Source organism: Serratia sp. FDAARGOS_506 (assembly GCF_003812745.1).
Lineage (GTDB): Bacteria > Pseudomonadota > Gammaproteobacteria > Enterobacterales > Enterobacteriaceae > Serratia.
In genome coordinates this window covers 4,011,438-4,036,003 of sequence record NZ_CP033831.1, presented here as the reverse complement: position 1 = coordinate 4,036,003, position 24,566 = coordinate 4,011,438, and the positions used below count along the sequence as shown (strand labels likewise).

Genomic DNA, 24,566 nt, shown 5'->3' with positions numbered 1-24,566 from the left:
CTTATTTGATATGTTATAACATAACAAAATCATGATACCGTTCCCCGGCAAAGTCACAATAACGCAAGGGGATGTATGAACGAAGTTGCACTTCCACCACGCCGTTCGCTGCCGGACGCTCAGGCATGGCGCGGCGAAATGAGTGATGTCGGGCTCGATTGGGTCGGGATGCAAGGGATCGCACTGCCGCTGGAGCTGGCCGGCAAACCATTGATGGCCAAGGTCGACGCCGGTATTAACCTGCGCGCTGAAGCGGCGGGCGAGCGCGGTATTCACATGTCGCGGCTGTATCTGGCGCTGGACGAATTGACGCAGGGCGAGCTGACGCCGCAGCGCATCGGCCGCACGCTACAGGCCTTTCTGGATTCGCAGCCGGAATACAGCGATCGCGCCAAACTGGCGATCAGCGGCGAACTGCTGCTGTCGCGCCCGGCGTTGCTGTCACCGCAGCGCGGCTGGAAGGCTTACCCGCTGCGCATCGAGGCGACCCTGACGAACACGCTGACGCTGGCGCTGACCGTCGGCGTGCCTTACTCCTCTACCTGTCCGAGTTCGGCGGCGCTCAGCCGTCAGTTGGCGCAGCAACAGTTTCAGTTTGATTTTGAACAGGCGGCGGAGCGGGTCAGCCAACGGCAGGTGAGCGAGTGGCTGTTGGAGCAGGGAATGCCGGCCACCCCTCACAGCCAGCGCAGCTGGGCCTGGGTCACCGTGACGCCCGAGAATGAACGGGCGTTCGAACCGGTGAAATTGATCGACCGCATCGAACACGCGCTGGGCACGCCGGTACAAACGCTGGTGAAACGTAGCGACGAGCAGGCCTTCGCGTTGGCCAACGGTCAGAACCTGATGTTTTGCGAGGATGCTGCGCGGCGCCTGTATCGCATGCTGCGCAGCCAGTGTGATTACCGCGCCTTCTCACTGCGCGTCGAGCATCAGGAGAGTCTGCATGCCCACAATGCGGTCGCGGAGCTGAGCTGGCGAGGGGCGAATCATGCTGCGTAAAAACCCCAGCGGCCATCTGCCGCAGGTCTCACCGCTGGCCTACATCGACCCCACCGCCATTATTTGCGGCCGGGTGATCGTCGAAGATTTCGTCTACGTCGGCCCTTATGCGGTGATCCGCGCCGACGAGTTGAACGCCACCGGCGACATGGAGCCGATCGTCATCGGCTCGCACTCCAATATTCAGGACGGCGTGGTGATCCACTCCAAGAGTGGGGCGGCGGTCACCATTGGCCGTTATAGCTCGATCGCCCACCGCGCCATCGTTCACGGCCCGTGCCGCATCGACGATCGGGTATTTATCGGTTTCAACAGCGTACTGTTCAACTGCCACATCCAGTCCGGCTGCGTGGTGCGCTACAACGCGGTGGTGGACGGCGTGACGCTGCCGGAAGACCGCTATATCCCGTCGACCGAGCGCGTGGGGCCGGACAGCGACCTGTCGCGCTATCGCCAGGTCGATCGCGGCGCGCTGCAATTTTCCGAAGAAGTGGCCGCCACCAACGTCGAACTGGTGCGCGGCTATCAGGCATTACGCAATGAATTTTAATGAGGCTCCCATGAAACAACTTCCCGTGACCGTGCTTTCCGGCTTTCTCGGCGCCGGCAAGACCACGGTGCTGAACCACATCCTGAACAACCGGCAGGGCATGCGCGTGGCGGTGATCGTCAACGACATGAGCGAAGTGAATATCGACGCCGCACTGGTGGAAAATGAAGTGCATCTCGATCGCCAGGAAGAGAAGCTGGTGGAGATGAGCAACGGCTGCATTTGCTGCACGCTGCGCGAAGACCTGTTGGTCTCGGTGCGTGAGCTGGCGCAGGACGGGCGTTTCGATTACCTGTTGATCGAATCGAGCGGCATCTCCGAGCCGCTGCCGGTGGCGGAAACCTTTACCTTTGAGGATGAAGAAGGCGAAAGCCTGTCGCAGTTCGCCCGGCTGGATACCCTGGTGACGGTGGTCGACGGAGTGAATTTCATCCAGCAGTATCAGCAGGCGCAAAGCCTGCAGGAGGCTGGCCAAAGCCTGGGCGAGGACGATCTGCGCAGCGTGGCGGATCTGCTGATTGAGCAAATTGAATTCTGCGACGTGCTTCTGGTCAGCAAGACCGATCTGTTGACGCCAACTCAGCAGGGCGAAGTGATGGCGCTGTTGGCCAGCCTGAACCCCGACGCCCGCATTGTGCCGATCGCGCCAGGCAAACTGCCGCTTGAGGCGGTGCTGAATACCGGCAGCTTCAGCTTTGAAAAGGCGCAGCAGGCGCCCGGCTGGCTGAAAGAGCTGCGCGGCGAGCACGTGCCGGAAACGGAAAACTACGGCATCAGCAGCTTCGTCTATCAGGCGCGGCGGCCGTTTGCGCCGGACAAGTTTTACCGTGTGATCAACGGCGATTGGGGCGGCGGCAAGCTGCTGCGCTCGAAAGGCTTTTTCTGGCTGGCGACGCGGCCGCGGCAGGCCGGGCAGTGGAGCCAGGCAGGGGGCATCGCCCACTATGGTCTCGCGGGCACCTTTTGGCGCGCCATTCCGCAAGATAATTGGCCGCAGGATCCCGAAACGCGGGCGCACATTCAGGAAAAATGGGTGGAGCCATTCGGCGACATGCGCCAGGAGCTGGTGTTTATCGGCCAGCACCTGCAGCAGGCGACGATCGTGCGTCTGTTGAACGACTGCCTGCTAAGCGATGATGAAATGGCCGCCGGCGTGGACTATTGGCTGGACATGGCAGACCCGTTCCCTGAGTGGTAATTGCGCAATCTTCGTGTGGTAATGAGAAAAATTCTCAACAAAGTGCTTTACAGACGATACTGATAACTATTATCATCGCCTGGCAGTTCACGGAAGGCCACAGTTTGCGGCTCTGATGTGGAAGGCACGACATTGCTCACATTGCTTCCAGTGTTTTTTAAGCCAGCTCGGGTGCTGGCTTTTTTTTTACCTGTTATTCCTCGTCCACTTCGCCGTTTTGCAGCAGCGCATGCTTTTTCAGCATGCCGCGCAGCTGGTGGTAGGTGAGCCCCAGCAGCTGCGCCGCCTTGCGCTGATTGAAGCGCCCCTGCTGCAGCGCCGCTTCGATCAATGCCTTCTCCTGCTCCTGCTGCCAGTGTTTCAAATCCAGCGGCAGCGGCGGTAACGCGCCGGCGTCTTCAGGAACGGGCGCGACCGGCGTGGCCTCGCGTGGTGCAAACGGGTTAATGACGATGTCGTCCAGCGGGCTGTCGCTGTCGCCGTGGCGATAAACCGAGCGCTCCACCACGTTTTTCAGTTCGCGCACGTTGCCCGGCCAGCCATACTCGAGCAGCGTTCGCCTGGCATGCTCGGTAAAGCCGGGAAACAGCGGCAGCGCCAGCTCGCGGCACATTTGAATGGCGAAATGCTCGGCCAACAGCATGATATCGGGCCGCCGTTGGCGCAGCGGCGGCAGCTGCACCACGTCGAACGCCAGCCGATCCAGCAGATCGGCGCGGAACTTGCCCGCCGCCGCCAGCGCCGGCAGATCGTCGTTGGTGGCGCACACCAGGCGCACATCCACCCGCAGCGGCTGGCTGCCACCCACGCGCTCCAGCTGGCCGTATTCGATCACCCGCAGCAATTTTTCCTGCACCAGCATCGGCGCGGTCGCCAGCTCATCGAGAAACAGCGTGCCGCCGTCGGCGCGCTCGAAGCGCCCCAGATGGCGCTTTTGGGCGCCGGTAAAGGCGCCGGCCTCGTGGCCGAACAGTTCGGAATCCAGCAGGTTTTCATTCAACGCCGCGCAGTTAAGCGAGATAAACGGCCCTTGCCAGCGGTTGGAGAGGTAGTGCAGACGGTGGGCGATCAGCTCCTTGCCGGTGCCGCGCTCGCCGATCACCAGCACCGGTTTGTTCAGCTTGGCGACCTGGGAGACTTGCTCCAGGACGTCGACAAAGGCGTTCGCTTCGCCCAACAAATTCTCTGGCTGCTCATTCATGATGAAATTCGCCAATGTTTAGTGAAAATAATCACTCTACAGCAAGCACACAGAGAGTCAAAAAAATAATAGTCTTTTTTTTCAATGAAATAAAAGTTGGCACGGGTTTTGATTATATCTTCAGGCAAGCAGTACGACTTAACGCGGCGCTTCAGACGCCATCAGAACCAAGAGGAAGTGAATTATGGGTATTTTTTCTCGTTTTGCCGACATCGTGAACGCCAATATCAACACCTTGCTGGACAAGGCGGAAGATCCGCAGAAGCTGGTGCGGTTGATGATCCAAGAGATGGAAGACACGTTGGTTGAAGTTCGCTCTACGTCGGCGCGCGCGCTGGCGGAGAAAAAGCAGCTGCTGCGCCGCATCGAGCAGGGTGAAAACCAGATTAGCGACTGGCAGGAAAAAGCCGAACTGGCGCTGCGCAAAGATAAAGAAGATCTGGCCCGTGCGGCGCTGATCGAAAAACAAAAGGTGGCCGATCTGATCGCCACGCTGACGCAGGAAGTGGCTACAGTAGAAGAAACGCTGGCGCGCATGAAGAGCGAAATCGGCGAGCTGGAAAACAAGCTGACCGAGACCCGCGCGCGGCAGCAGGCGCTGGCGCTGCGCCATCAGGCCGCGTCTTCCTCGCGCGAAGTGCGCCGCCAGCTCGACAGCGGCAAGCTGGATGAGGCGATGGCGCGTTTCGAGCAGTTCGAGCGTCGCATCGACCATATGGAAGCCGAGGCGGAAAGCATCAGCCTCGGTAAAAAGAAGTCCTTGGACCAAGAGTTTGCCGAGCTGAAGGCCGACGACGCGATCAGTGAGCAACTGGCGGCGCTGAAAGCCAAGATGAACCGCTCAGAGTAAGGCGAGCCGCGGCCACACGCCGGAGGTGGCCGCCTACCCAGGATCCGATAAGAAGGAATAACAATGAGTGCTTTATTACTTGCCATTCCGCTGACAATTTTCGTGCTGTTTGTCGCGCCGATTTGGCTTTGGCTGCATTACAGCAATCGGCAGCAGACCGGCATCCAACTGAGTCAGCAAGAAATGCAGCGCCTGGCGCAGCTGGCGGAAGACGCCAAACGCATGCGTGAACGTATTCAGGCGCTGGAAGAGATCCTCGATGCGGAACACCCGAACTGGAGACAGTCTTGATGAGCACGACGCTGGGCAGTAAAAAGCTTTATCGCGTACCCGAAGAAGGCATGGTGAAAGGCGTCTGCGCCGGTTTGGCCCACTATTTCGACGTGCCGGTGCGCCTGATCCGCGTGATGGTGGTGCTGTCGCTGTTCTTCGGGCTGTTCTTCTTCACGCTGGTGGCCTATATCGCGCTGGTATTCGTGTTGGACGAAGCGCCGGCCAGCCGTTTCGAAGGCGAGCATCAGAAGACGCCGCGCCAGCTTCTCGATCAGCTGGAGTATGAGCTGGGCAGCGGCGAACAGCAGCTGCGTCAGGTCGAGCGTTACGTGACGTCCGATACTTTCGGCGTACAGAGCCGTTTCCGCAAGCTGTAACCCTTCTTGCGATACCCGGCCTGAGTTGGCCGGGCATCTTCGCCGCCGTTATCCCGTTGAATGTAACCTTAATCGTCTTGTGCCGGAGGGCATTGTCATGAATAAAATCGATGTCGCGAACACCGCCAGAACGGGTGGATTTAAACGAGGAGCGGCGGCAATGTTGAAGACATTGGCTAAAGTCATCATCATAGCGTTATTGAACTATGGCCCGGCGGGCGCAGCCGGCTGGCTGTTGAAGACCGTCGGCCGCAAACCGGTGCGCTTCGTGTTGGCGCTGGTGCTGGAACCGCTGTTCCGTAAAGGCCTGAACAAGGCATTCGGGCGTTACGTCAAGGAGAGCAATGAAACGACTGCAAAATGAGTTAACCTCGCTGGTCAACCGCGGAATGGATCGCCATCTGCGCCTGGCGGTGACCGGCCTGAGCCGCAGCGGCAAAACCGCCTTTATCACCGCCTTCGTCAACCAACTGCTGCATGTGCACAGCGGCGCGCGCATGCCGCTGTTTTCACCGGTGCGCGAAGAGCGCCTGCTGGGCGTCAAACGCATTCCGCAGCGCGATCTCGGTATCCAGCGTTTCACCTATGACGAAGGGCTGGCGCAGCTGTACGGCGCGCCGCCGGCCTGGCCGACGCCGACGCGTGGCGTCAGTGAAATTCGTCTGGCGCTGCGTTACCGCTCTAACGACTCGCTGCTGCGCCACTTTAAAGACACCTCCACGCTGTACCTGGAGATCGTCGATTATCCCGGCGAATGGCTGCTGGATTTGCCGATGCTCGAGCAGGACTACCTGGCCTGGTCACGCCAGATGACCGGGCTGCTGCAGGGCGAACGCGCCGAATGGGCCAAGCCCTGGCTTGAACTGTGCAAGGCCTGCGATCCGCTGGCCCCGGCCGACGAAAACCGCCTGGCGGCGATCGCCCAGGCTTACACCGATTATCTGCTGCGCTGCAAAAGCGAAGGGCTGCACTTCATTCAGCCGGGGCGTTTCGTGCTGCCGGGCGACATGGCCGGCGCACCGGCGCTGCAGTTTTTCCCGTGGCCCGACGTGGCCGCGATCGGCGAATCGAAACTGGCGCAGGCCGATAAACACACCAACATCGGCATGTTGCGCGCCCGCTTCAACTACTACTGCCAGTCGATCGTCAAAAACTTCTACAAAGAACATTTCGTCCGTTTCGATCGGCAAATCGTGCTGGTCGATTGCCTACAGCCGCTCAACAGTGGCCCACAGGCGTTCAACGACATGCGTCTGGCGTTGACCCAGCTGATGCAGAGCTTCCATTACGGCAAGCGCACGCTGTTTCGCCGTTTGTTCTCGCCGACCATCGACAAACTGATGTTCGCCGCCACCAAGGCGGATCATATCACCGCCGATCAGCACGCCAATCTGGTGTCGTTGCTGCAACAGCTGGTGCAGGAGGCGTGGCAGAACGCGGCGTTCGAAGGCATCAGCATGGATTGCGTCGGCCTGGCCTCGGTGCAGGCAACCGAGAGCGGCATCGTCGATCATCAGGGGCAACGCATTCCGGCGCTGAAGGGCAACCGCCTGAGCGACGGCGCGCCGCTGACGGTGTTCCCCGGCGAAGTGCCCGCCCGCCTGCCGGGGCCGGCGTTCTGGCAGAGCCAGGGGTTCCACTTCGATGAGTTTCGTCCGCGCGCCATGAGCGTGGACACCCCGTTGCCGCACATCCGTCTGGATGCGGTGATGGAATTTTTACTGGGAGACAAATTGCGATGAGCGAGCCGATCAAACCGCGTATCGATTTTGACGAGCCGCTGCAACCGCCGCAGGAGCCGGCGTTGCGCGCCGGCGTCGCTTTCGATGCCGAACAGGCGGAAAGCTTTTTCCCGGCGGCGCCGGAGCTGCAGCAGGAAGAGGAAGAAGGGCGCGCCGAAGGCATTATTAACGCCGCGCTGAAACCTAAACGCAGCCTGTGGCGCAAAATGGTCACCGCCGGCCTGGCGCTGTTCGGCGTCAGCGTGGTGGCGCAGGGCGTGCAGTGGGTGCATACCGCTTGGGTGCAGCAAGACTGGATCGCCATGGGCGGCGGCGTGGCCGGCGGCCTGATCGTATTCGCCGGCGTCGGTTCGGTGGTTACCGAGTGGCGGCGTTTGTATCGGCTGCGCCAGCGTGCGGAAGAGCGCGACGTGGCGCGCGAACTGTTGCACAGCCACGGGCTGGGACAAGGGCGCGAATTCTGCGAGAAGCTGGCGCGTCAGGCCGGGCTGGATCAGGGGCATCCGGCGCTGCAGCGCTGGCAGGCGTCGCTGCATGAAACGCAAAACGATCGTGAAGTCGTGGAACTGTACGCCAAACTGGTGCAGCCGGTGCTCGACAACCAGGCGCGGCGCGAAATCAGCCGCTCTGCCGCCGAATCGACGCTGATGATCGCCGTCAGCCCGTTGGCGTTGGTGGACATGGCGTTTATCGCCTGGCGCAACATCCGTTTGATCAACCGCATCGCGGCGCTGTACGGCATCGAGCTGGGCTACTTTAGCCGCATTCGTCTGTTCCGGCTGGTGCTGTTGAACATCGCTTTCGCCGGTGCTTCCGAACTGGTGCGCGAAGTGGGTATGGACTGGATGTCGCAGGATCTGGCGGCGCGGCTGTCGGCGCGCGCGGCGCAGGGCATCGGCGCCGGGTTGTTGACCGCGCGGTTGGGCATCAAGGCGATGGAACTGTGCCGCCCGCTGCCGTGGCTGGAAGGTGAAAAACCGAAGCTTGGCGATTTCCGCAGCCAGCTGATCGGCCAGTTGAAAGACACGCTGAAAAAGAGCGACGGCAAGGCCAAATAACCCCCACGACGGCGCTCTCAGGAGCGCCGTTTTCTCAACGGCGCCGACGCCGGACGTAATCGAGACTTGACGATAGTCGATCCCCCTGTGAGTGCATGATAAATCTCTGCAAAATTAATTATGATTGTGATAACTCTCTGTTTGTAGGCTAAAATGACGCCGATGCTGTTATTCGCTTGCGTTTAAAATCAGCAACTACGGCAATAAATCAGAGTTCTGTCAACTTTTGCTGACAGATCGCTTCTACCGCCCGGTGCGAGGGAGTATCATCATCGTCAACGATCCCCGCACCTGCAGAGATAAGGCCAACACTGATGCGTTTGGAAGTATTTTGCGAAGACCGCCTCGGTCTCACTCGAGAATTACTCGATCTTTTGGTATCGCGCAGCATTGACTTACGTGGCATCGAGATCGATCCCATCGGTCGCATTTACCTTAATTTCTCCCAGCTGGATTTCGATACTTTCCGCGCGCTGATGGCGGAGATCCGCCGCATTGCCGGCGTGACTGACGTGCGTACCGTCAGCTTTATGCCTTCCGAACGCGAACATCGCGCGCTGCGTGCGCTGCTGGAGTCGATGCCGGAACCGGTGTTCTCGATCGACATGAAGGGCAAGGTCGAACTGGCCAACCCGGCGGCGCAGGCGCTGTTCAGCCTGAACGAAGACAAGATCCGCAACCAGACCGCCGGGGCGCTGATCGGCGGCTATAACTTCAGCCGCTGGCTGGAGAGCGAGCATACGGCGCCGCACTCCGAGCGGGTGGTGATCCGCAGCCAGGACTTCCTGATGGACATCACACCTATCTATCTGGAAGACGAACAGCAGCAGCCGGCTGCGGTCGGTGCGGTAGTGATGCTGAAGTCCACCGCGCGCATGGGCCGCCAGCTACAAAATCTGTCGGTGAACGACGATACCGAATTCGACCACATCGTCGCGGTGAGCGCCAAGATGCGTCACGTGCTGGAGCAGGCGCGCAAGCTGGCGATGCTCGATGCGCCGCTGCTGATCGTCGGCGATACCGGTACCGGCAAAGATATTCTGGCCCGCGCCTGCCATTTGCGCAGCCCGCGCGGCAAACAGCCGTTCCTGGCGCTGAACTGCGCCGCGCTGCCGGATGACGTGGTGGAGAGCGAGCTGTTCGGCCATGCGCCGGGCGCTTATCCCAATGCGCTGGAAGGCAAGAAGGGCTTCTTCGAGCAGGCCAACGGCGGTTCGGTGCTGCTGGATGAGATCGGCGAAATGTCGCCGCGTATGCAGACCAAACTGCTGCGTTTCCTCAACGACGGCACGTTCCGCCGCGTTGGTGAAGAGCATGAGGTGCATGTTGACGTGCGCGTGATCTGCGCCACCCAGAAAAACCTCACCGAGCTGGTGCAGCGCGGCGAATTCCGCGAAGATCTCTATTATCGCCTCAACGTGCTGACCATCACCATCCCGCCGCTGCGCGAGCGTCCGCAGGACATCATGCCGCTGACCGAGCTGTTCGTGGCGCGTTTCGCCGATGAGCAGGGCGTGGCGCGGCCCAAGCTGGCGAGCGATCTGGGCGGCTTCCTCTGCAAATACGGTTGGCCGGGCAACGTGCGCCAGCTGAAAAACGCCATCTACCGCGCGCTGACGCAAACCGAAGGCTACGAGCTGCGGCCGCAGGATATCGTGTTGCCGGAGTTCGAGGTGGAGATGTCGCTGGGCGATGAGGTGCTGGACGGCTCGCTGGACGACATCAGCAAGCGTTTCGAGCGCTCGGTGCTGACGCGCTTGTATCGCACCTATCCCAGCACCCGCAAGCTGGCGAAGCGACTGGGCGTTTCCCATACCGCCATCGCCAACAAGCTGCGCGAGTATGGCCTGAGCAGCCGTAAAGGCGGCGCTGAGGGCGAAGAATAAGAAAGGCGCCTTGCGGCGCCTTTCACGTGTTTCCAAAGCCGGCGTTCGCCGGCTTTGTTATTTCAGCGCAGCCAGCGCTGCGTCGTAGTCTGGCTCGGTGGTGATTTCGTTCACCAGCTCGCTGTACAGCACGTTGTCCTGGCCATCCAGTACCACGACCGCACGCGCGGTCAGGCCCGCCAACGGGCCTTCGGCGATTTCAACGCCGTACGCCTGCTTGAACTCGGCGCCGCGCAGGGTGGACAGAGTAACCACGTTGCTCAGGCCTTCCGCGCCGCAGAAGCGAGACTGCGCGAACGGCAGATCGGCGGAGATGCACAGCACCACGGTGTTATCCAGGCCGCTGGCCAGCTGGTTGAATTTACGCACCGAAGTCGCGCAGACGCCGGTATCGATGCTTGGGAAGATGTTCAGGACTTTGCGTTTACCCGCGAAGCTGCTCAGCGCTACGTCTGACAGGTCTTTGGCAACCAGTGAGAAGGCCTTGGCCTGTTCGCCCTGCTGTGGCAGTTTGCCCGCTACGCTGACCGGATTGCCTTGAAAATGTACTGTCTGAGTCATTGCTAGATTCCTTTTACAGGTGTTTATACAAAGGGTATGAACCGGATGAAACGGCGCGCCGGCGGCGGCATTTAACATCAGGTTCACACCCTGGCGCCAGTTTATGACAACCGCGGCGGATTGGATATCAAAGTTTGCTAAATAGTTGTATATATTAGGCTGTTCTATAAAACATCACCGGCGCATCAGTCTGGCTGAATGCGCAGTTTTCGCTCAGGAGCCGTTATGAGAGACATGCGTTTTTACCCGGAAGCCTGGCCGCTGCATACCGCCTTCGTGATTGCGCGCGGCAGCCGCACCGAAGCCCGGGTGGTGGTGGTCGAAATCGAACAGCAGGGCGTGCGCGGCACCGGTGAATGTACGCCGTATCCGCGCTATGGCGAGAGCGAGGAATCGGTGATGGCGCAGCTGGCAGAGATGGCGCCGGCGATTGCACAAGGCATGACTCGCGAACAGCTGCTGGCGCAGATGCCGGCGGGCGCCGCGCGCAACGCGCTGGATTCGGCGCTGTGGGATCTGGAGTGCCGCCTGCACGGGCAGAGCCTGTGGCAGCGCAGCGGCGTGACGGCCCCGGCGCATATCCGTATGGCGCAGACCGTCAGCATCGGCACGCCGGAAGCGATGGCCTTCGCCGCGCGTGAACTGGAGCAGCAGGGCGCTACGCTGCTGAAAATCAAACTCGACGATCACTATATCAGCGAACGATTGGTCGCGATCCGCGCCGCGGTGCCGCAGGCGACGCTGATCGTCGACGCCAATGAATCCTGGCAGGCGGAAGGGCTGGCGGCGCGCTGCCAGCTGCTGGCCGATCTCGGCGTGGCGATGCTGGAGCAGCCGCTGCCGGCCGGTGACGACGCCGCGTTGGAGCACTTTATTCATCCGCTGCCGATCTGCGCCGATGAAAGCTGCCACACCCGCGCCGACCTGCCGCGGCTGGCGCAGCGCTATCAGATGGTCAACATCAAACTGGACAAAACCGGCGGCTTGACCGAGGCGTTGGCGCTGGCGCAGGCCGCGCACGAACAGGGGTTCGCCATCATGCTCGGCTGCATGCTGTGCACGTCGCGGGCGATATCCGCCGCCTTGCCGCTGGCGCCGGCGGCGCGCTTCGTCGATCTGGACGGCCCGACCTGGCTCGCGCGGGACGTCGAACCAGGCCTGGCGTTCGAGTGCGGGGCGATCGTCGATATCGCCCCGTAGGGATTAATTCGGGTAGGTCAGCAGCTCGGTCATCGCGTCGATGTAACGTTCGCTGGCGGCATCGGCGGAGATCGGCGGGAATTCGGCGGTGATGCACGGCAGCGACAGATCCGCACACCAGCTGCCGAACGAACCGGGCGTTTCATATCCGACGCTGGTCACCAGCGGCAGCTCGAACTTGTGCGACAGCCAAACGCCGAGCCGCGAGCTGGCGGGATCTTCGATGCAGGCCAGCGGCTCATGGAACGACACCACCCAGTGCGGCTTCAGGCGATGGATCAGGTGGCACAGCGCCTGAGTTTCCGGTTCGGAACCGGGGCGCCCGCCGGTGGAGAGTTTGACGTCACGCACTGGCGCCGCGCTGTTCCAACGGTAGACGGTGTCGCCGGAGCGCCAGTTGGCGGCCGGGAAGTTGCGGTTAAGATCGACACCGTTGGCATTGGCGCGCAGCCCCAGCTGGCAGCCGTCGGGGTTAACCGCTAACACCACGTGGTGGCGCAGCTGATCGGGTGCGAGGCTGCGCAGCGCGCAGGACAGAGTCACGATGGCGGCGCTCTCATCGCCGTGGGTGCCGGCGATGATCAGCCCCGTCTCCGGGCCGCCGATCGCCGCCGGAAAATAGAGCAGCGGTGCGCCCAGCAGCGAGCTGCCATAGTTCTCTCCTGCGACGGCCAACTGGCCACGTTCACTGCGCGGTCGATGTTCGGTCATGGTGTTGTCCCTGGGTTAAAGGTCGAGAGTCATTATCATTTTATTCAGTGTATTACGCTTTGAGACATCTTTCCCACCGCAATTGTGCGGCGTTTGCGCGATCTGTGAGGCCACGGCGGCGAAAACGCCAATTAAACCGCACCTGGCCTGACGCTGTTGTTATACTAACGGCAGTGCTAAGCCAATCACCCGCAAGAGGATTTAACATGCCAGTAGCCAGAATCATCGCCAGCTATAGCGAAAATGAAAATGACACCATCACGCTGCTGTGCGGCGTGGACGCCGAGAATCAGATCCGCCAGGGGGAATGGTTCGGCGTGGTGAAAAACGACGACGGGCGCGGGGACGAATCGAACTATCCGTTTACCCTGCATATCGATTATCAGAAAGATACCTTCTATCTCGACTACGGTTACGATGACGCCGATGCGCGTCAGCTGCAAAAAACCGATATCTCGGCGCGTCCGCTGGCCGAGAAAGGCTTTTTTACCGTGTTCGATGAAGAAGAGGGTGAAGAGTTCAGCTACCGCATCAACAGCATCCACCTGTACGACTGACGGTCGCTGCTGCAAACACCACCCGTGCCGCGCCCAGCGCCGCACGGGTTTTTTATCGCCTGAATCGCACTTTTTGCAACTTCTTGGCCGTGAGCGCTAGGCCGGACGGATCTTGTGCTATATGATAAAAAATTCAGATGGTTAACGGGGGTAAATCATAATGACGGGAAGAAAAATGCAACGAGGTTTTCGTTTGGCGCTTTGCGCGGCGGCGATCGGCGCCTGTATGAGCGGCGCCATGGCGGCGCAGGTACCCCCGGGCACTGTGCTGGCGGCCAAACAGGAAATCGTGCGCCACATAAAAGATGAACCGGCCTCGCTCGATCCGATCAAAGCGGTTGGCTTACCGGAGGCCCAGCTGGCGCGCGATCTGTTCGAGGGGTTGGTCAATCAGGATGCCAACGGTAAAGTGATCCCCGGCGTCGCCACGCGCTGGCAGACCAGCGACAACCAGACTTATATTTTCCATCTGCGTAAAGACGCGCGGTGGTCAAACGGTGACCCTGTCACGGCTAAGGATTTCGTCTACAGCTGGCAGCGGCTGGTAGAGCCTAAAAACCTGTCGCCGTTCGCCTGGTTCGCGCAGCTGGCGGGGATCCAGAACGCCGAGCAGATCATCAGCGGCAAATTGCCAGCCGATCGTTTAGGCGTGTCGGCGCCGGACGACTACACGCTCAAAGTGCAGCTGGACAAGCCGGTACCTTATTTCGTCAGCCTGACGGCCAACTTCAGTCTGTTCCCGGTGAATAAGGCGGTGGTGGAAAAATACGGCAACGACTGGACCAAAGTCGGCAATCTGGTGGGTAACGGCGCGTTCAAACTGCAGGAGCGGGTGGTGAACGAGAAGCTGGTACTGACGCCTAACGAACATTATTGGGATCATGCGCATACCGTGCTGACCAAAGTGACCTTCGTGCCGATCAACCAGGAATCCAACGCCACCAAGCGTTACCTGGCGGGTGACATCGACATCACTGAATCCTTCCCGAAAAACATGTATCAGAAGCTGCTGAAAGACATTCCGGGCCAGGTGTACACGCCGGATCAGCTTGGCACCTATTACTACGCGTTTAACACTCAGCGCGCGCCGACTAACGATGTGCGGGTACGCCAGGCCTTGTCTTACGCCATCGATCGCAAGATTATCGCGGAAAAAGTGCTGGGCACCGGCGAAAAACCGGCCTATCACTTCACGCCGGACGTGACCGCCGGGTTCAAACCGGAGGCGAGTTTGCTGCAACAGCAGCCGCAGGCGGAGCTGGATGCGCAGGCCAAGGCGTTGCTGCAGGCGGCCGGTTATGGGCCGAACAACCCGCTGAAGCTGACGTTGCTGTATAACACCTCGGAAAGCCACCAGAAGATTGCGATCGCCGTGGCCTCGATGTGGAAGAAAAAACTGGGGATTGACGTCAAGTTGCAGAACCAGGAGTGGAAAACTTATATCGACAGCCGCAACACCGGTAATTTCGACGTGATCCGCGCCTCCTGGGTGGGTGACTATAACGAAGCGTCGACCTTCCTGTCACTGCTGACCTCGACCCACAGCGGCAACATCGCCAAGTTCAAGAACGCGGGCTACGATAAGTTGCTGGCGCAGGCGGGGCGGGAGACTAACCCGGCGGCGGTGACCGCCGACTACAACAAGATGGAGCAGATCATTGCCGACCAGGCGCCGATCGCGCCGATCTATCAATACACCAACGGCCGCCTGATCAAGCCGTGGGTAAAAGGCTACCCGATCACCAATCCGGAAGATGTGGCCTACAGCCAGACGATGTATATCATCAAGCACTGAGACGATTTATTTATCGCCCCCGGTTAATGCGGGGGCTTTATTTTATCGACGATGCAACGAAGAAGATAATTAATTTTCCCACGCGATAAACCCCGTTTAATAATAAACAGGGTGCCATCATTACATTATTATTTCGCTATTTCAAAGAGAGGTTACGCTTATAGACAGTCCCGCATGGCATCCACCACCACGCGGCCGTTCATATCGGTCTGGGTGATGCGGTAGCTGGTGGGGTACGAGCGTCGGGTGCTGAAACGATCGTGGACGGAGACCTTGCCAATCTGCAAGCCCGCGGCGTTCTTCACCACAAACTCACTGATCTCTTCCTGGCCCTGGTTTTGCAAATGGATATTACTGATTTCTTCCAGCGTATCGCTGGCGTTTATTTTTAAATGGTCGCGTAACATAACTACCTCCTCGTAGTGAGAAAAGTATATGCCCCTAAAATTTGCGCTGAAACAGCTTTGTGTTGATTTATTATTATCATTTTGAATTAAAAATGATAGCAATATGTTAAGTCATAATAATAACGGCATTACCAGCGCTTTATCGGTAATATCGCCTGATTTATCGGCAATGGTTTATTTCATTGCCGTTATTATTAGTCTGCATTAATGGGGAAAAGCGCCTGCCTGGCCGCCGGAGCGGAAAAGACGCAGGCGACGTGGTGTCCGCAGTTGGGAACGACCGTTAACCGATGAGGCTTATCCGGCGCCAAGTAACGCCGGTCATAGTCGGCATAGGCCAGGGCACGTTGCAATCGATAGGGGCCCTGCAGCTGGGCGGAGCAGGATTTGTCGAGTATCCGATAGTAGGCGCCCGGCGCGGCGCCGGTATCACCGGCGGCGGCCAGGTAGGAGATATCCGCAGCGGCATAGCGTCGGCGGGCCGCATCGGCAGTGCGCTGCAAGTGAGCGGGCAGCGATTCCAGGCCGTATTTCCACCGGTTGGCCTGTGGGCACTGGCCGGCGTTCAGCGTTTGCCAACGGAAGCGGCAGGTTGTTTCACTGCCGCAGCTCCCCCCGTTTGTTGATTGGGGGCGCAGATTATCAAAATAGAGCCAGCTGCCGGGATCGGCCACCACATAGCGCAGACTCACTCCGCCTGGCGGATGGGCAAAGCCGACATAATGTTGCACGAACTGCGCGCCGGCAGAGAAACCGGCCACGGTTATCGACTGTAGCGACGGCCAGCGCCGTTTCATATCGGCCAGCAGGTTATCCATGGCGTTGAATGAGCCGGTCTTCCCGGCATTATCCAAACCGCCCTCGATCCAGGAGCCGCAGCGCCACAGGGCGTCGCCGTCTTGCGGCTGGGACAGACCGGCAGAATGGCAGTGGACGGCGATTCTTTTTGGCACCTGGAACAGCGGGGCGGCCAGTAAGGTATCGCCTACCGCTCCCGCCGCCTGTGCGGCGTCGATCGCCGCTTGCAGCGTTTTAACGGCGTCGCGTGGATGACCGTGCATCACCACCAGTGCGTTACGCGGCTGGGCGCTGTGTTTATGGGCGACATAGTAAGAAAAATTGCCGCCGGGCGTCGCGACCCGCAAAGGGCTTGACATGCGTTCCAGCGCCGGCTCCGCGCGCAGTGGTTGGCTGGCGAACAGCAGCAGCGCCACCATGGTACAGAACAGGCGCCGAAGCACAGCCAGATTCAATGCAAAATGTCTTGCGCCTGATTCAGTACTTCCCGCCATCGTCGTTCATCACCCGTTCGCATATGTGGCTTCGCCTGAAGTATAGAGCACACTTTTAGCCTGGCGTGAAAACTGGCGTTACAGCTTGGCCTTTGATCTCCAAGGCGTTAACGCTAGACTCAGCAACATAAGCAAGACTGAGGGGATAGATGAATGGATGTGATTGAGGGGAGCGAGCTGCAGATCGCCGATGCGGTTTACGCTTATCAGCTGGACGGCAAGGGGGGTGTCACGCCGATCGAGCAGGATGACAGGATCACCTGCGACGCGCCGTGCTGGCTGCATCTCGATTATGCGCATCCGGCCAGCGCCGAATGGCTGAGCACCACGCCGCTGCTGCCGGATTCGGTGCGCGAAGCGCTCTCCGGCGAAAGCTCACGGCCGCGCGTCAGCCGCCAGGGCGAGGGCACCATGATCACCCTGCGCAGCATCAACTTCAACGCCAACTCCAGGCCGGATCAGTTGGTCACCATCCGCGTGTATATCACCGACAAACTGATTATCTCCACCCGGCATCGCAAGGTGTATTCCATCGATCAGGTGGTGAACGATCTGCAAAGCGGCGCAGGGCCGACCAACAGCGGCAACTGGCTGGTGGAAATTTCCGACGCGTTGACCGATCACACCAGCGAATTTATCGAGGATCTGCACGACAAGATTATCGATCTGGAGGACGCCTTGCTGGAGCAGCAGGTGCCGGAGCGCGGCCAACTGGCGTTGATCCGCAAACAGCTGATCGTGCTGCGCCGTTACATGGCGCCGCAGCGCGACGTCTTCGCGCGGTTGGCCAGCGATCGCCTGCCGTGGATGAGCGACGACGATCGCCGCCGCATGCAGGACATCGCCGACCGCCTGGGGCGTGGATTGGACGATCTGGACGGCAGCATTGCACGCACCGCCATTTTGTCCGACGAAATCACCACGGTGATGGCCGACGCGATGAACCGCCGCACTTACACCATGTCACTATTGGCAATGGTATTTCTGCCTACCACCTTCCTGACTGGGCTGTTTGGCGTCAACCTTGGCGGCATTCCAGGCAACAGCGCGCCGTTTGGCTTCAGCACTTTCTGCCTGATGCTGCTGGCCCTGGTGGGAGGCGTTGCCTGGTGGCTGAAGCGCAGCCGCTGGCTGTAGGCAAAAATGACGAAAACCCGGTTAACATTGAGCAATATCAACATTTAGCCGGGGGAAATGGGGCATGATCTCTCTCGCAGGTGAATGCAACGTCAAGCGATGGGCGTTGCGCTCCATAATTGTCTTACTTTCTTATTTTTGAATTACTGCATAGCACATTTGATTCGTACAATGCCGGTTTAACCACCGGCATTTTTTTTATTCCGCTTTCCCTCTTCTTCAGGCCGCGCTTTCATCCCAGAAGCTGGCTTCAATCTTGTGCCCATCCAAATCCCGAACAAAGCAACCGTAGTAAGCCTCACCGTAGTGCGGCCGCGAACCGGGCGCGCCTTCATCGACGGCACCGGCCAGCAGTGCCTGACGATGAAATTCATCCACCTGTTGCTTGCTGGTGGCGAAAAAACCGACGTGCGTGCCGTTGCCGGGCGTGGCGGGCCGGCCGTCGATCGGCACCTGCAGCCAGAACTCCGGATAGTCGCGGCCGTAACCGATGGCGCCGGGATGCTCCAGTACGCGTCGGCAACCCAAAGCAGCCAGCGCGCGATCGTAAAAGGCGGCGGCTGCCTCGAAATCGTTAGAGCCTAGCGAGACGTGGGATAAGCAAGGGGTGATATTCATTGCGCGATCTCCATATAACTGTATAAATAAACAGTATAGGGTAAAAACGGCATTGCCCAGTAAATTTTGCGCAAACTGTGAACAGGATCGAGATCGCTGAGAGAAGGAAATGTCGCCGCTCGCAGGGTGGCAAGCGGCGAGGGAGGGTTATTTGATTTCCAGCACGTTCAAACGCTCCGGTGCAGGCGCCGCGTCGTCAGAATCTTCCGGTTGCCAACCGACCGGCTGCATCGGAATGTCTTCGCGATCGAAGGCCAAATCACCGCCGTCCACCACGGCGCTACCATGGTGAATGCCTTTGAAATCGAAAAGATTGATATCGCTCAGGTGTGAAGGCACCACGTTTTGCATGGCGCTGAACATGGTTTCCAACCGGCCGGGATAACGCTTGTCCCAGTCGCGCAGCATGTCGCCGATGACCTGGCGCTGCAGATTAGGCTGCGAACCGCACAGGTTACATGGAATGATCGGGAAGGCTTTGGCGATCGAGAAACGCTCGATGTCTTTCTCGCGGCAATAGGCCAGCGGGCGAATGACCACGTGCTTGCCGTCGTCGCTCATCAGCTTGGGCGGCATGCCTTTCATCTTGCCACCGTAGAACATGTTGAGGAACAGCGTCTGCAGGATGTCGTCACGGTGGTGGCCCAGCGCGATCTTGGTGGCGCCCAGTTCGGTGGCGGTGCGATACAAAATGCCGCGGCGCAGGCGCGAGCACAGTGAACAGGTGGTTTTGCCTTCCGGGATCTTGTCTTTAACGATGCTGTAGGTGTTCTCTTCGACGATCTTGTACTCCACCCCCAGACTTTCCAGGTAGGCGGGCAGAATATGCTCCGGGAAGCCGGGTTGTTTCTGATCGAGGTTCACCGCGACTAACGAGAAGTTAATCGGCGCGCTCTGTTGCAGGTTGCGCAGGATCTCCAGCATGGTGTAGCTGTCTTTACCGCCGGACAGGCAGACCATGATGCGGTCGCCTTCTTCAATCATATTGAAATCGGCGATCGCCTCGCCCACGTTGCGGCGCAGGCGTTTTTGCAATTTGTTCAGGTTGTACTGCTCTTTTTGGCTAACGGATTGCTTTTCTGACATTTAAATCGTGCTCATTCTCAAAGGGGGCACTAGGGGCATGGCGTTTTAGACCGCGAGTTTACCATTCAACCGGCCGATTTTGATCATTATTCATCATCATGCTTCCACGCGCCCGACGCGAGGCCTGTATGGTACGGATTGCGCGCAGGAATGCCAGCAGGTTTTAGCGACAGATTCGCCCAGACGGAGATTGCAGGATCGGAATAACGTTTGGGGAAGGGGCGTGCAGAGCTAAAAACGGCTGGCGGCTTACACCGCCAGCGTGCGTCCCAGCGGCGCGCGCTCGCACCAGCGGTCTTTATACGGCGCCGTTGGTTTGCCGAAGGAATAGCGCATTTCTTTACCTTCCCGCTCGCAGAGCTCATAGGCGGCCCGAACGTTTAACCAGGTGACGATGGTTCCTGGACAAAAACCATCCTGTTCGCGATCATACCCCCCGTTGACATAGTCAAAGCAAATCCATTTGGGGCTGTCCGCCCTGGTTATGAACTGGAATGCACAGGGCTGGCCGTTATAAAACAACACATAGCCGAATATCATGTCACGCAGCGACGTAATCATATCAACCATTTGTTGCTTGTTATCGGGTTTGACTCCCCAACGCTTCTCAAACAGCTCCAAATAAATGTCCGCCAGCTGGACCGGCGTTAATAGCGCCTGATCCACGATATCGCCTCCGGAATTTAGGAATTTTTTTAATTCGCGGTTTCTGCTGTTCTTGGTCGAGGATGAATAGCCGCCCTTGCCGCAGGTTTTCGCGAGGCATATCTCTCTTTGGCTGTTCAGCGAAAACGTTGAGTTAATAACGGAATGGCCATTGATGGAAGAAAGAATTTTAGACCGATAGGGAATAAGCGTTTTAATCCGACGATTGATCGGTAAAATCATTTCGTCTTTATTAAACATGAAGCTATCGATGCCGATTTTTTTAGAACCTCGGCCAACGATGGCGATTTCTTTATTACCATTGGTGCAGAAACCACCGAGGAGTGCGCCATTGGGGGCGTGCATGACGTAGTACTTGTGCCGCAGATTTAACTGACGTTGCATGAAGTTTAAAACGTCAGGATGAGTGACAAAACTGCCGCCATAAAGGTTGTAACATGCTCTATATTCTTCTGCTGTGCCTTTACGCCAACCCCCGGCGAAAGAAAGTAATTTCCGTATCATGATTATTTTTTTATCGTCAGTATTCAGCGGCAGGGAGTATACACGCCATCAACACAAAAATTAAGGGTCACAGCTCGCATTTTTATGCTTATTGCCGTTTTGGTTAAATATTAGCATTCAGAATGTCAATTCTTGAAAACGATAACCATCACTGTTGATTATTTGTTGATAAGTAAGTTTTGCCGTTAACGTTTCACGCGCGGTAAAAAAACAGGGCGCGAATCGCTCGCGCCCTGATGGTTATTCTGCGGCGGATTTTTCCGCCTTGCCGGCCAGCAGGCTGAGGAAGTCGTATTTCTCCTGCAGTTCTTTCTCGGCGGCCTGATACAGCGCGTTGGCCACCTCCGGCTGCTGCGAGTTCAGGCGACGGAAACGCTGTTCTTTCAGCAGCGTCTCCGTCAGGCTGCTGTTCGGCGGCCGGGAGTCCAGCGCCAATGCGGCCTTGCCTTCGGCGCTGCGGCGCGGATCGAAGCGGTACAGCGGCCAGAAGCCGGTGGCGGTCAGCTGTTTCATCTGATCATGACTGAGCGCCAGATCGTAGCCGTGCTCTTCGCACGGGCTGTAGGCGATGATCAGCGACGGCCCCGGATAGGCCTCGGCCTCCTGAATCGCTTTCACCGTTTGGTTAAGCTGCGCCCCCAGCGAGATCTGCGCGACGTAGACATGGCCATACATCATCATGCTGACACCCAAGTCCTTGCGCGCCTTGCGCTTGCCGTGTTCGCCGAATTTGGTCACCGCGCCGAGTGGCGTGGCCTTCGACTGCTGGCCGCCGGTGTTGGAATAGCATTGGGTGTCGAGTACCAGTACGTTGACGTTTTCCGTCAGGCTGAGCACATGATCCAAACCGCCGAAACCGATGTCGTAGGCCCAGCCGTCACCGCCGATCAGCCAAATGGATTTATCCACCAAATAGTCGGCGTCCGCTGCCAGCTGGCGTGCGTCTTCGCCTTCGAGACTCGCCAACAGCGTGCGCAATTCGGCGATTTGCTTGCGCCGCGGCTCCGGCGCCACGTCTTCCATCCGCAGGGCATTGACCAACTGATCCGGCAACTGCGGCGCCAGCGAATCCAGCAGGCGCAGCACCCGCGCACGATGTTGATCGACGGTCAGACGGAAGCCCAGGCCGAATTCGGCGTTGTCTTCGAACAGGGAGTTGGCCCACGCCGGCCCGCGCCCTTCGGCGTTGGTGGTGTATGGCGTGGTCGGCAGATTGCCGCCGTAGATCGATGAACAGCCGGTGGCGTTGGCGATCAGCAGACGGTCGCCATAGAGCTGGGTCAACAGCTTGATGTACGGCGTTTCGCCGCAGCCGGAGCAGGCGCCGGAGTACTCGAACAGCGGTGTGATCAGCTGCGAGGTGCGAATGTCGATACGCTCCAGCTGCGTCGGATCGATTTCCGGCAGCTGCAGGAAGAAATCGTAGTTGTCTTTTTCCGCTGCCAGATTATCGAGGCGCGAAACCATGTTGATGGCCTTGATCTCCGGGTTCTGGCGATCTTTCGCCGGGCAGACTTCGACGCACAGGTTACAGCCGGTGCAGTCCTCTGGCGCTACCTGCAGCACGTATTTCTGGCCACGCATATCGCGCGCTTTGACATCCAGAGACTGCAGAGTGGCGGGGGCGTGTTCCATCTCCGCCGGCTGAACCACCTTGGCGCGAATGGCGGAGTGCGGGCAGGCGGCGACGCAGTGGTTGCATTGGGTACACAGGTCGGGCTGCCAGACCGGGATCTCTTCGGCGATGTTGCGCTTCTCCCACTGGGTGGTGCCCACCGGCCAGGTGCCGTCCGGCGGGAAGGCGGAAACCGGCAGGGCATCGCCTAACCCGGCCAGCATCGCGGCGGTAACGGTTTTAACGAAGTCAGGCGCGGCGTCCGACACCACCGGCGGACGCATCGGGCTGCTGGCGTCGACCGGCTGCAGCGGGATCTCGGTCAGCGCGGCGCGGGTGGCGCCCAGCGCCTGCCAGTTGCGCTCGACGATCTCCTGGCCCTTGCTGCTGTAGCTGCGGGTGATGGCGTCCTGCAGCTGTTGCAGCGCTACGTCGCTCGGCAGGATCTGCGTCAGGTGGAAGAACGCCATCTGCATCACGGTGTTGATGCGCGCGCCGAGCCGACATTCGCGCGCCAGCTTGGCGGCGTTGATGATATAGAAACGCGCCTGGCGTTGATGCAACAGCGCCTGAACCTCCTGCGGCAGACGCGACCAGACCTCATCGGCACCGTACGGGGTATTGAGCAGGAAGGTGCCGCCGGGTTTCAGGCGTTCAACCATCTGGTACTTATCGATAAACTGCAGCTGGTGGCAGCCGACGAAGTCCGCTCGGCTGACCAGGTAGGCCGAGTTGATCGGCTGCTCGCTGACACGCAGGTGCGACACCGTCAGGCCACCGGCCTTTTTGGAGTCGTAGACGAAGTAGCCTTGGGCATACAGCGGCGTGGCGTTGCCGATGATCTTGATGTTGTTCTTGGTGGCCGAGACCGAGCCGTCGCTGCCCAAACCGTAGAACAGCGCTTCCAGCGAGGCGCGCTGCGGCAGGATTTCGTCGCTCAGGGGCAGCGAAAGCCCGGTGACATCATCGAAGATGCCGACGGTAAAGCGCGGGCGCGGCTGCGGCTGCGCCAGCTCGCGGAACACCGCCAGCGCACAGTCCGGGCCGAACTCTTTCGACGACAGGCCGTAACGGCCGCCGATCACCCGCGGCAGCGTGGCGCGCTCACCCCGGCTGTAGGCTTCCGCCAGCGCGGTCATTACGTCCAGATACAGCGGCTCGGCCAGCGCGCCCGGTTCTTTGGTGCGATCGAGCACCGCGACGCCGCGCACGCTGTCCGGCAGCGCGCCGAGCAGATGTTGGGCGGAGAATGGCCGGAACAGCCGCACCTTCAGCACGCCGACTTTCTCGCCGCGGGTCAGCAGGGTGTCTATCACCTCTTCGCAGGTTCCGGCGGCAGATCCCATCACCACCACCACGCGCTCGGCTTGAGGATGGCCGTAATAGTCGAACGGCCGATAGTGACGGCCGGTGAGGGCGGCGAAGGCCTCCATGGCGTCGATCACGTGTTGGCCGGTGGCGTCATACCACGGGTTGGTGGCTTCGCGTGACTGGAAATAGGTGTCCGGGTTAGCGGAAGTGCCGCGCACCACCGGATGATCCGGCGACAGCGCCCGGCTTCGGTGAGCGTCGATCGCCGCCTGTGGCAACATTTGCCGCAGCGTATCGTCGCTGAGCGGCACGATCTTGTTGATTTCGTGCGAGGTGCGGAACCCGTCGAAGAAATGGATGAACGGCACGCGTGCGTTGAGGGTGGCGGTCTGCGAGATCAGCGCGAAGTCCTGCGCTTCTTGCACGCTGCCGGCACACAGCATGGCGCAGCCGGTCTGGCGCACCGCCATCACGTCCGAATGGTCGCCGAAGATAGACAGCGCGTGCGTGGCCACGGTGCGCGCGGCGACGTGCAGCACAAACGGCGTCAGCTCGCCGGCCAGTTTGTATAGCGTCGGGATCATCAACAGCAGACCCTGCGATGAGGTGAACGAGGTTGACAGCGCGCCGGTTTGCAAGGCGCCGTGCACGGTGGCGATCGCGCCGCCTTCCGACTGCATTTCCACCACCCGCGGGATGTCGCCCCAGATGTTTTGCCGGCCATCGCCGGACCAGGCATCCGCCTGTTCCGCCATGGTGGAACTCGGCGTGATAGGGTAGATGGCAATCACTTCGTTGGTGCGATAGGCCACGGAAGCGACTGCATTATTACCATCTGTAGTTATCATCGACGTTACCTTTTCATTGCTCACAAAGCCGCGAAAGCGCACTTTCGCAGTAATGGAAAAAAGTCTAACAGAGGGTTTGAACGTGGCTTTATCGTGTTTGTGTGGCGAGTGATAAATCGTC

Annotated in this window: 23 protein-coding genes; 14 read left to right on the top strand and 9 right to left on the bottom strand. The window is 59.4% G+C overall.

Translation table 11 applies throughout. The features are described 5' to 3' along the window. The first annotated feature begins 75 nt into the window (after positions 1-75). Genes folE2 through zigA form a run of 3 tightly spaced genes read left to right on the top strand, consistent with a single transcriptional unit; the run spans position 76 to position 2,750 of the window. Entirely contained in the window at positions 76-1,002 is a 927-nt protein-coding gene (gene folE2, locus EGY12_RS19560; protein ID WP_123895075.1) for a GTP cyclohydrolase FolE2, read from the top strand. Then, the gene (locus EGY12_RS19555; RefSeq protein ID WP_123895074.1) at positions 992-1,552 is read left to right on the top strand and encodes a carbonate dehydratase; all 561 of its coding nucleotides are present in this window, start codon (positions 992-994) and stop codon (positions 1,550-1,552) included. The genes folE2 and EGY12_RS19555 overlap by 11 nt, the downstream gene beginning before the upstream one ends. 10 nt (positions 1,553-1,562) lie before the next feature. Then, positions 1,563-2,750, top strand: coding sequence for a zinc metallochaperone GTPase ZigA (gene zigA / locus EGY12_RS19550; RefSeq protein ID WP_123895073.1), 1,188 nt, complete (start codon positions 1,563-1,565; stop codon positions 2,748-2,750). A 193-nt stretch (positions 2,751-2,943) separates the two neighbouring features. On the opposite strand, the gene pspF is transcribed toward zigA, so the two are convergent. Then, positions 2,944-3,951, bottom strand: coding sequence for a phage shock protein operon transcriptional activator (pspF, locus tag EGY12_RS19545; protein ID WP_123895072.1), 1,008 nt, complete (start codon positions 3,949-3,951; stop codon positions 2,944-2,946). Between the two features lie 184 nt (positions 3,952-4,135). Here pspF and pspA point away from each other — a divergent pair, with 184 nt between their 5' ends. The 7 genes from pspA to tyrR all read left to right on the top strand — a co-directional run bounded on the left by pspA (position 4,136) and on the right by tyrR (position 10,137). Beyond that, complete coding sequence (gene pspA, locus EGY12_RS19540) at positions 4,136-4,801, top strand: phage shock protein PspA (protein ID WP_123895071.1); 666 nt, start codon at positions 4,136-4,138, stop codon at positions 4,799-4,801. 63 nt (positions 4,802-4,864) lie between these two features. Continuing rightward, positions 4,865-5,092: an envelope stress response membrane protein PspB gene (gene pspB / locus EGY12_RS19535; RefSeq protein ID WP_004930553.1), complete on the top strand. Its 228-nt coding sequence runs from the start codon at positions 4,865-4,867 to the stop codon at positions 5,090-5,092. Continuing rightward, the gene (pspC, locus tag EGY12_RS19530; protein WP_004930552.1) at positions 5,092-5,451 is read left to right on the top strand and encodes an envelope stress response membrane protein PspC; all 360 of its coding nucleotides are present in this window, start codon (positions 5,092-5,094) and stop codon (positions 5,449-5,451) included. Before pspB ends, pspC begins: the two co-directional genes overlap by 1 nt. Before the next feature lie 97 nt (positions 5,452-5,548). Further along, positions 5,549-5,815 carry a phage shock protein PspD gene (gene pspD, locus EGY12_RS19525; RefSeq protein WP_031299672.1) on the top strand — a complete coding sequence of 89 codons (267 nt, stop codon included), beginning with the start codon at positions 5,549-5,551 and terminating at the stop codon, positions 5,813-5,815. Next, positions 5,796-7,193 carry a YcjX family protein gene (locus EGY12_RS19520; protein WP_123895070.1) on the top strand — a complete coding sequence of 466 codons (1,398 nt, stop codon included), beginning with the start codon at positions 5,796-5,798 and terminating at the stop codon, positions 7,191-7,193. The genes pspD and EGY12_RS19520 overlap by 20 nt, the downstream gene beginning before the upstream one ends. Next, a complete protein-coding gene (locus EGY12_RS19515; RefSeq protein WP_004930545.1) occupies positions 7,190-8,251 on the top strand; it encodes a YcjF family protein in 1,062 nt (353 codons plus the stop codon). Before EGY12_RS19520 ends, EGY12_RS19515 begins: the two co-directional genes overlap by 4 nt. Positions 8,252-8,565: 314 nt before the next feature. Then, complete coding sequence (gene tyrR / locus EGY12_RS19510) at positions 8,566-10,137, top strand: transcriptional regulator TyrR (RefSeq protein WP_123895069.1); 1,572 nt, start codon at positions 8,566-8,568, stop codon at positions 10,135-10,137. 57 nt (positions 10,138-10,194) lie between these two features. On the opposite strand, the gene tpx is transcribed toward tyrR, so the two are convergent. Then, on the bottom strand, positions 10,195-10,698 hold the full coding sequence (gene tpx / locus EGY12_RS19505) for a thiol peroxidase (protein WP_004930536.1): 504 nt from the start codon (positions 10,696-10,698) through the stop codon (positions 10,195-10,197). Positions 10,699-10,923: 225 nt separating this feature from the next. Between tpx and ycjG the strand changes: the two genes are divergently transcribed. Next, on the top strand, positions 10,924-11,898 hold the full coding sequence (ycjG, locus tag EGY12_RS19500) for an L-Ala-D/L-Glu epimerase (protein WP_123895068.1): 975 nt from the start codon (positions 10,924-10,926) through the stop codon (positions 11,896-11,898). Between the two features lie 3 nt (positions 11,899-11,901). Here the strand turns inward: ycjG and mpaA are convergent, their stop codons facing one another. Continuing rightward, positions 11,902-12,609 (bottom strand): murein tripeptide amidase MpaA, encoded by a 708-nt coding sequence (mpaA, locus tag EGY12_RS19495; RefSeq protein WP_123895067.1) that lies wholly within the window; start codon positions 12,607-12,609, stop codon positions 11,902-11,904. A 206-nt stretch (positions 12,610-12,815) separates the two neighbouring features. On the opposite strand from mpaA, the gene EGY12_RS19490 reads away from it, so the two are divergent. Both EGY12_RS19490 and EGY12_RS19485 read left to right on the top strand, forming a co-directional pair. Continuing rightward, entirely contained in the window at positions 12,816-13,166 is a 351-nt protein-coding gene (locus tag EGY12_RS19490; RefSeq protein WP_049198271.1) for a hypothetical protein, read from the top strand. Positions 13,167-13,326: 160 nt separating this feature from the next. Beyond that, entirely contained in the window at positions 13,327-14,961 is a 1,635-nt protein-coding gene (locus tag EGY12_RS19485; RefSeq protein WP_172962939.1) for an ABC transporter substrate-binding protein, read from the top strand. Positions 14,962-15,119: 158 nt separating this feature from the next. Here EGY12_RS19485 and EGY12_RS19480 read toward each other — a convergent pair whose 3' ends face one another. Beyond that, positions 15,120-15,368 carry a hypothetical protein gene (locus tag EGY12_RS19480; RefSeq protein WP_123895065.1) on the bottom strand — a complete coding sequence of 83 codons (249 nt, stop codon included), beginning with the start codon at positions 15,366-15,368 and terminating at the stop codon, positions 15,120-15,122. Positions 15,369-15,562: 194 nt separating this feature from the next. Beyond that, positions 15,563-16,660, bottom strand: a complete 1,098-nt coding sequence (locus EGY12_RS19475) for a hypothetical protein (protein WP_123895064.1) — start codon at positions 16,658-16,660, stop codon at positions 15,563-15,565. A 153-nt stretch (positions 16,661-16,813) separates the two neighbouring features. Here EGY12_RS19475 and zntB point away from each other — a divergent pair, with 153 nt between their 5' ends. After that, positions 16,814-17,797: a zinc transporter ZntB gene (gene zntB, locus EGY12_RS19470; RefSeq protein WP_123895063.1), complete on the top strand. Its 984-nt coding sequence runs from the start codon at positions 16,814-16,816 to the stop codon at positions 17,795-17,797. A 219-nt stretch (positions 17,798-18,016) separates the two neighbouring features. Here the strand turns inward: zntB and EGY12_RS19465 are convergent, their stop codons facing one another. The 4 genes from EGY12_RS19465 to nifJ form a co-directional block, all read right to left on the bottom strand. Then, on the bottom strand, positions 18,017-18,415 hold the full coding sequence (locus EGY12_RS19465; protein ID WP_123895062.1) for a VOC family protein: 399 nt from the start codon (positions 18,413-18,415) through the stop codon (positions 18,017-18,019). 147 nt (positions 18,416-18,562) lie between these two features. Next, positions 18,563-19,501, bottom strand: coding sequence for a tRNA 2-thiocytidine(32) synthetase TtcA (ttcA, locus tag EGY12_RS19460; RefSeq protein ID WP_110157925.1), 939 nt, complete (start codon positions 19,499-19,501; stop codon positions 18,563-18,565). Positions 19,502-19,750: 249 nt separating this feature from the next. Further along, positions 19,751-20,671, bottom strand: coding sequence for a GNAT family N-acetyltransferase (locus EGY12_RS19455; RefSeq protein WP_123895061.1), 921 nt, complete (start codon positions 20,669-20,671; stop codon positions 19,751-19,753). 240 nt (positions 20,672-20,911) lie between these two features. Further along, the gene (gene nifJ / locus EGY12_RS19450; protein ID WP_123895060.1) at positions 20,912-24,445 is read right to left on the bottom strand and encodes a pyruvate:ferredoxin (flavodoxin) oxidoreductase; all 3,534 of its coding nucleotides are present in this window, start codon (positions 24,443-24,445) and stop codon (positions 20,912-20,914) included. Positions 24,446-24,566: the final 121 nt, after the last annotated feature.